The following is a 6,607-nucleotide window of genomic DNA, read 5'->3' as shown; positions in this document are numbered from 1 at the left end:
CTATTGGTCGCATCGTCGACACCTACACGCCCGCAGAATCCACAAACTACTTCGTGGCCGCAGGGTACTTGCAACCTGATCGGCTAACGCTCTAGCGGCGCGATCCAGCTGCACGGATGGTTGCCGGACTGTTGCCCGCGCGCAACGCGCACGCTCCGTACAGCACCTGATTATTGCGAATTCGTTGCCGCGCTCTCGCCGGAGGATTTGAGTCCGCCGCGGCTGATGATCGTCATGCTCGCGCGGCAGAGATCGGCGAGGCCGATCAGGAGCACGGCCAGCAAGAAGAACAAGTTGATGGAATCCGCGCTCGCACTGGACAGCGGCGTGAACTCGAAGAAGGGCGGGATGAACGCCCACCACACCAGCGGAACAGTGAGCAGTGCGGCGAACACCGCTGCCGGTGCGCCCGCGACAATGCCGAGCACGAACAGGCTGGGCAGGAACGCCGCGAAGTAGAGCTTTGCGCCGAGCACAACGCAGACGGCTTGAAGCGCAGCCGACACCGCGACAACGACAAAACCGAGCACAAACGCCTGCCACGACCATGGCCGTACTCGCGGTACGCCATACAGTCCCGCACGCCTCATAGGGCCTCCCCTGCCGCCGCTTAACCAGGCCGCTTGCGACCAAAGTACTACAGCTCAAGGGAATCCGCGAGACGGAAATTGCACCCGCCGGGCCGCCGACCCAACGCTTGGTAAACGGCCACGGCACACAATCGTACCTCTATTCGGTTGCCGCGTAGATCAGGCTCGCGACCGGCAGCGCAAGGCCAATGGCCGAGGCCAGCGTCCAGCCGCCTTGCGCGAACGCCCAGGTGCCGAGCGCAGACCCGGCCGCACCGGCCGCGAAGAACGTCGCCATATAGAGCCCGTTGAGACGGCTGCGGTTCTCGTGCCCAAGCACGAAGATGGCCCGGAAGCCCACTATGACATTGCCCTGCACGCCGAAATCGATCGCAATCGCTGCAACGACGAGGCAGGCGAGATTGAGGACGGATCCGGCCGCGCCGACATGCGTCACCAGGAAGCCCAGGGCGACAAACAGCATCGCGGCGATCGTGGCGATGCGGCTATGGCCGCGATCGGCCAGTCGTCCTGCGATCGGCGCCGCGAACACGCCGGACACGCCGGCGAGCGCGAACAGGGCGATGCCGCTCTGCGTGAAGGCGAACTGGCTCGCGAGCTGGAGCGGCACCACCGTCCAGAACAGGGTGAAGGCGCCGAACAGGCCGGCCTGGTAGAGCGCACGGCGCCGCAAGAGCGGCGTGGCGCGCACCAGATGCGGCATCGACAGCAGTAGCGCGCCGTAATGCATCCGAGCCACCGGCTTGCGTTTCGGCAGCGTGAGACGCAGCACGATCGCGAGCACGATCATCAACGCTGCCGAGCCGAAGAACACCGCATGCCACGACAGCGCCGCCGTGACGAAGCTCGACACCGGCCGCGCCAGCATGATTCCGAGCATCAATCCGGTCGAGACGTTGCCGACGACGCGGCCGCGAATGGCCTCCGGCGCGAGATGGGCGGCATAGGGAATGATGACCTGCACCGCCACCGAGCCGAGGCCGATGAACAGCGCGGCAATCAGGAACGGCAGCGCATGGGTCGCAAACGCGGCCGCGAGCAGCGCCGCCGCACCGAGCGTGATGACGGTGCAGATCAGCATGCGGTTCTCGACGAGATCGCCGAGCGGCACGATGAAGAGCAAGCCGGTGCCGTAACCGATCTGCGTCATGGTCACGATCAGGCCCGCGGCTGCATGCGACAGGCCGAGCGCGGCGCTGATCGGGGCGATCAGCGGCTGGGCATAGTAGATGTTGGCGGCGACCATGCCACAGGCCGCGGCAAGCACGAAGGTCAGTCGTTGCGACACGGCATCCGGCTCGGGTGCGGCGTCGATCGTGGCATTCATCGTCATTCCAAACTCTCCGGCACGTCAAAGTCTCCAGATATAGGAAACGATCATTTCCTAATTTGACTAATGTTCAGGCAAGCAGCTTCATCGCGACTCCGGCCAGGCGCTCGCCGTCGAGCGGCAGCCGCACCTTGCCGACGACGCGCAGGCCCTGCGTCATGCAGATCATCAGCCGCGCGGTGTCGTCCGCTTCGACATGGTCCGGAATCGAGCCGTCCGCCTGCCCTTCGCGAATGAGGCTGGCGATGAAGTTCTCGTTGGTCTTGAGCTGCGCCGTGACGCGCGCCCGCATCACCGGATCGACCGCCGACAGCTCGACCGCACTGCCGACCACGATGCAGCCGCGGCGCCCCTCGCTGCCCTGGGAGTGCTCGACATAGGACAGCAGCACGTTGCGCAATTTTTCGCGGCCGTTCGCACCCCGCGCCGCCGCCGCGCGGGTCTGCTCCCCGCGCACCGTGGCGTAACGTTCGAAGGCGGCGAGGAACACGGCATGCTTGTCGCGAAACGCCTTGTAGACGCTGCCCGTGGCAAGCCGCATCGCCGCGGTCAGCTCTCCGATCGAGGTGGCATGATAGCCGCGCTCGCAAAACACCCGGATCGCGCCGTCGAGGGCCGTCTCCATGTCAAACTCCCGGGGACGGCCCGGTGGCTGGGGAGAAGATTGAGACTGACGTGCGGATTTTTGCATTGCGGCATAATAGGGAATAATCGTTTCCTAATCAAGACACCTGGTTGTGATTGGGAGGATGGGGACGGGCAGGCCTGCGATGCTGACGCAGCCAGTCCCGTCATCCTGAGGCGCGCATTCGGCGGCGCATGCGCCGCTGAACAAGCCTCGAAGGATGAACGGCCGAGATGATGCAGCCGGGCCGTCGCGCTTCGAGGGCCGCTGAAGAAGCGGCCACCTCAGGGTGACGGTGAGAGATTTGAGCTCGCCGCTCTCTCCATTCGTCATTGCGAGCGCAGCGAAGCAATCCAGAGTCTTTCCGCGGTTACAGTCTGGATTGCTTCGCTGCGCTCGCAATGACGGAGTATGAGGCAACTGTTTCGCCTCCGGTTCGCACTTTGAATCGCAGACACACCTTCGCGTCCTCGCGGCGCAATTCGCCCGAGCTATGCTCTCTCCGTTACACCCTCATGAAAGAGGGCGCAGGGAAGGCCGGGTGCTGACCTCGCACCCACGGTCCGCTGTGCGCAAGTAGCGCAAGGAAAAATGCACAGCGTCAATGACCACGACGCCTTCAGTTCGTAGGGGGTTGGCGTCAGCGTAACCCACCTCTTTGGTTTCCGCATCGAGAGAAGTGGTGGGTTACGCCGCGCGGACTGCGCTTCGCGCAACCGCGAGGCTAAACCCACCCTACGCAGCTCACGCCACCGCCATATCCGGCACGCGGGCGGCTTCCATCGGCACTTTGCCGCGGATCAGGTCCGAGGCGCGGTCGGCGATCATCATGGTCGAGGCATTCAGGTTCGCCGAGATCATGCGCGGCATCACGGAGGCATCGATGACGCGGAGACCCTCCAGGCCGTGGACGCGAAGCTGGTCGTCGACCACCGCCCAGGTCGAATCCGCCGGGCCCATGCGGCAGGTGCAGCCGGGGTGGAAGGTGGTGGTGCCGCGTTCGGTGGCGGCGGCCAGGAACTCGTCGTCGGTATTGATGTTCGGGCCCGGGAAATCCTCGTAGGCGTAATAGGGCGACAGCGGCGCGGATTTCAGCAGGCGCCGCGCGAGCTTCATGCCGCCGACGATGACACGGCGGTCCAGCTCGGCGTCGAGATAGTTGGTCTGGATGATCGGCGGCGCAAACGGATCGCTCGAGCGAATACGGACATAGCCACGGCTCTCGGGACGCTGCTGCCAGGAGGCCACCGTCATGCCGGGCTCGTCCTCGAGCTGGCCCTGCACGCCTTCCTTGTAGCTCGCCGGCGTGAAGGTGAGCTGCAAGTCGGACGAGTCGGCGCTCTCGCCGGAGTGCCAGAAGCAATAGACCATGGTCGGCGACAGCGAGAGCAGGCCGCGGCGCGCGGTCGCCCATTTCAGCGCCTCGATCCACAGCGAGAAGCCACGACGAAGCTCGTTGATGGTCCTGATGTCCTTGACGCGCGCCACCGTGCGCGGGGCGTAATGGTCCTGCAAGCCTTCGCCGACCGGCAGCGCGTGGCGCACCTGGATGCCGTGAGCGCCGAGCAGCTCCGGCGAGCCGACGCCGGAGAGCTGCAGCAGCTGCGGCGAATTGTAAGTGCCGCCGGAGAGGATCACTTCCTTGTTGGCGCGCACCTCGACCGGCGTGCCGCCATAGCCGCCCTTCATGTAGCGCACGCCGACGGCACGCTTGCCTTCAAAGATGATCTCGGTGGCGTGCGCATGCGTGTGCACATGCACGTTCGGCCGCTTCATCGCGGGCTTGAGGAACGCGGTCGAGCCGGAGACGCGCAGGCCCTTGTCGATGGTGCGCTGGCAGTAGGAGACGCCTTCCTGCTTCGCGCCGTTGTAATCGGGGTTGCGGGGGATGCCGAGCGAGACCGCTCCTTCCATGAAGGCCTCGCAGAGCGGATCGCGCCACTCCATCGTGGTGACGGTGAGCTTGCCGTCGCGCCCGCGATAGATGTCCTCGCCCTCGCCGACCCGCTTCTCGAGCCGCCGGAAATAGGGCAGCACGTCGGCATAGCCCCAGCCGCGATTGCCCATCTGCGCCCAGGTGTCGAAATCCATGCGCTGGCCGCGATTGTAGATATGGCCGTTGATCGAGGACGAGCCGCCGAGCGTCTTGCCGCGCGGCGCGTAGATGCTGCGCCCGCCGGTGTAGGGCCCGACCTCCTGCTGGTAGGCCCAGTTGATGCTCTTCATGTGGAAGGTCTTGATGAAACCCGCCGGCAGATGGATGTACGGATGCCAGTCGCTGGGGCCCGCCTCCAGCACGCAGACGCTGGTGGCGGGATCTTCGCTGAGCCGGCTGGTGAGGACGCAGCCGGCGGAGCCCGCGCCGATAATCACGTAATCAAATCTATCCATAGTGCCTCGGCCGCTCAGCGCGGCTTGTCGTTGAGTTGATAATTCAAATGCGTGCGCACCGTCGGCCATTCGGCCGCGGTAATGCTATACACGACGGTGTCGCGCAGCGTGCCGTTTGGCGCGACCTGGTGGCTGCGCAGAATGCCGTCCTGCTTGGCGCCGAGGCGCTCGATGGCGCGGCGGCTCTGGTGGTTGAAGAAATGCGTGCGGAATTCGACCGCGATGCAGTTCAGGGTCTCGAAGGCATGAGTCAGCAGCAGCAGCTTGCACTGCGTGTTGAGCGGGCCGCGCTGCGCGCTCTTACCATACCAGGTCGAGCCGATCTCGACGCGTCGGTTGGTAGCATCGATGTTCATGTAGGTGGTCTGGCCGACAATCTTGCCGGCGGCGTCGAACACGGTGAACGGCAGCATCGAGCCCGCGGCCTGCAGGCCCAAGCGGCGGTCGATCTCCTTGGCCACGTTCTCCGGCGTCGGGATCGCGGTGTACCAGATCGTGTGGAGCTCGCCGTCCTTCACGGCCTCCACCAGCCCCTCGCGATGCTCCTTCGACAGCGGCTCGAGACGGGCGTGCTGTCCACGCAGGGTGATGGGATCAGGCCAGGGCATTGAGGTTGTCTCCTTACGTCATTGCGAGCGAAGCGAAGCAATCCAGAATGTTACGGCGGAGGCAGCCTGGATTGCTTCGTCGCTTCGCTCCTCGCAATGACGGCTTGGCTCACTTATTCAAAAAATTCAACGGCAAACCGCCGCGCGGCCAGTCCATGGCGACCAGCTCGCCTTTCCCTGATAGCGTGATGTAGGCGGTCTTGAGCCCGGGGCCGCCGAAGGCGATGTTGGTGGTGACGCGGTCGCCGGTCGGGACCTGCTCGACCAGGGTGCCATCCGGCGCGATCACCGAGATGCAGCCCGAGACAAGCGTAGCGACGCAGACATTGCCGTTGGCCTCCACCGCGAGCGAGTCGAACATCTGGTAGCCGCCGAGGCCGCAAATCGGGTTGCCCCGTTCGCCACGATAGATCACCTCGCGCGGCTTCAGCGTGCCGGGCGCGGAGAGCTCATAGGCCCAGAGCCGGCCCGTGGGCGTCTCCGCGATGTAGACAGTGTTTTCGTCCGGCGAGAGACCAATGCCATTGGCCGGCAGCACGCCGTGCACGACCTCGACGATCTCCCTCATGCCGGGCTTGAGATAGTACATGCCGCCGACATCCATCTCGCGGGCGCGACGCTTGCCGAGGTCGGAGAACCACAGGCCGCCATGCTTGTCGAACACGAGATCGTTCGGCCCGCGCAGATCGTGCTCGCCGCATTTGGTCACGACGGTCTCGACCTTGCCGGATTGCAGATCGACGCGCTGGATCGAGCCGCCGAGATAATCGTCCGGCTGCGGTCCCGGCATGATCATGTTGCGGGTCGGGATCCAGGAGAAGCCGCCATTGTTGCAGATGTAGATCTTGCCGTCGGGGCCGAGGGCCGCACCGTTCGGACCGCCCGGCACCTTGGCCACGATCTCCTTACGGCCGTCGGGATAAACGCGGGTCAGGCGCTGGCCGCGGATTTCCACCAGCACCACCGAACCATCAGGCATCACGACCGGCCCTTCTGGAAATTCGAGGTCGGTGGCGAGAACACGGACGTTGGACATTGGGGGACCCTCCCGGCTGCTTGTTAT

General features: G+C 64.9%; 6 protein-coding genes. All 6 read right to left on the bottom strand.

The window, feature by feature from the left end:
• Nucleotides 1-170: 170 nt before the first annotated feature.
• The 6 genes from ABIC09_RS07880 to ABIC09_RS07855 all read right to left on the bottom strand — a co-directional run bounded on the left by ABIC09_RS07880 (nt 171) and on the right by ABIC09_RS07855 (nt 6,580).
• Entirely contained in the window at nt 171-590 is a 420-nt protein-coding gene (locus tag ABIC09_RS07880; protein ID WP_148754603.1) for a DUF4118 domain-containing protein, read from the bottom strand.
• A gap of 139 nt (nt 591-729) precedes the next feature.
• Complete coding sequence (locus ABIC09_RS07875; protein WP_354108919.1) at nt 730-1,923, bottom strand: MFS transporter; 1,194 nt, start codon at nt 1,921-1,923, stop codon at nt 730-732.
• 67 nt (nt 1,924-1,990) lie between these two features.
• Nucleotides 1,991-2,545 carry a TetR/AcrR family transcriptional regulator gene (locus ABIC09_RS07870; RefSeq protein WP_354108918.1) on the bottom strand — a complete coding sequence of 185 codons (555 nt, stop codon included), beginning with the start codon at nt 2,543-2,545 and terminating at the stop codon, nt 1,991-1,993.
• A 744-nt stretch (nt 2,546-3,289) separates the two neighbouring features.
• Nucleotides 3,290-4,936, bottom strand: coding sequence for a GMC family oxidoreductase (locus tag ABIC09_RS07865; RefSeq protein ID WP_354108917.1), 1,647 nt, complete (start codon nt 4,934-4,936; stop codon nt 3,290-3,292).
• Nucleotides 4,937-4,950: 14 nt separating this feature from the next.
• On the bottom strand, nt 4,951-5,544 hold the full coding sequence (locus ABIC09_RS07860; RefSeq protein ID WP_148754607.1) for a GNAT family N-acetyltransferase: 594 nt from the start codon (nt 5,542-5,544) through the stop codon (nt 4,951-4,953).
• 109 nt (nt 5,545-5,653) lie between these two features.
• On the bottom strand, nt 5,654-6,580 hold the full coding sequence (locus ABIC09_RS07855) for an SMP-30/gluconolactonase/LRE family protein (RefSeq protein WP_148754608.1): 927 nt from the start codon (nt 6,578-6,580) through the stop codon (nt 5,654-5,656).
• Nucleotides 6,581-6,607 lie beyond the last annotated feature (27 nt).

This window comes from Bradyrhizobium sp. S3.12.5 (assembly GCF_040548225.1).
Classification (GTDB): Bacteria; Pseudomonadota; Alphaproteobacteria; order Rhizobiales; family Xanthobacteraceae; genus Bradyrhizobium; species Bradyrhizobium cytisi.
Note: the sequence above shows the minus strand (reverse complement) of the source record. Positions and strands in the feature narration are given on the sequence as shown.

Excerpts from the sequence above, each read along its gene's own strand:
- ABIC09_RS07880 (WP_148754603.1), bottom strand. The coding sequence starts at position 590 with ATGAGGCGTGCGGGACTGTATGGCGTACCGCGAGTACGGCCATGGTCG.
- ABIC09_RS07875 (WP_354108919.1), bottom strand. The coding sequence starts at position 1,923 with ATGACGATGAATGCCACGATCGACGCCGCACCCGAGCCGGATGCCGTG.
- ABIC09_RS07870 (WP_354108918.1), bottom strand. The coding sequence starts at position 2,545 with ATGGAGACGGCCCTCGACGGCGCGATCCGGGTGTTTTGCGAGCGCGGC.
- ABIC09_RS07865 (WP_354108917.1), bottom strand. The coding sequence starts at position 4,936 with ATGGATAGATTTGATTACGTGATTATCGGCGCGGGCTCCGCCGGCTGC.
- ABIC09_RS07860 (WP_148754607.1), bottom strand. The coding sequence starts at position 5,544 with ATGCCCTGGCCTGATCCCATCACCCTGCGTGGACAGCACGCCCGTCTC.
- ABIC09_RS07855 (WP_148754608.1), bottom strand. The coding sequence starts at position 6,580 with ATGTCCAACGTCCGTGTTCTCGCCACCGACCTCGAATTTCCAGAAGGG.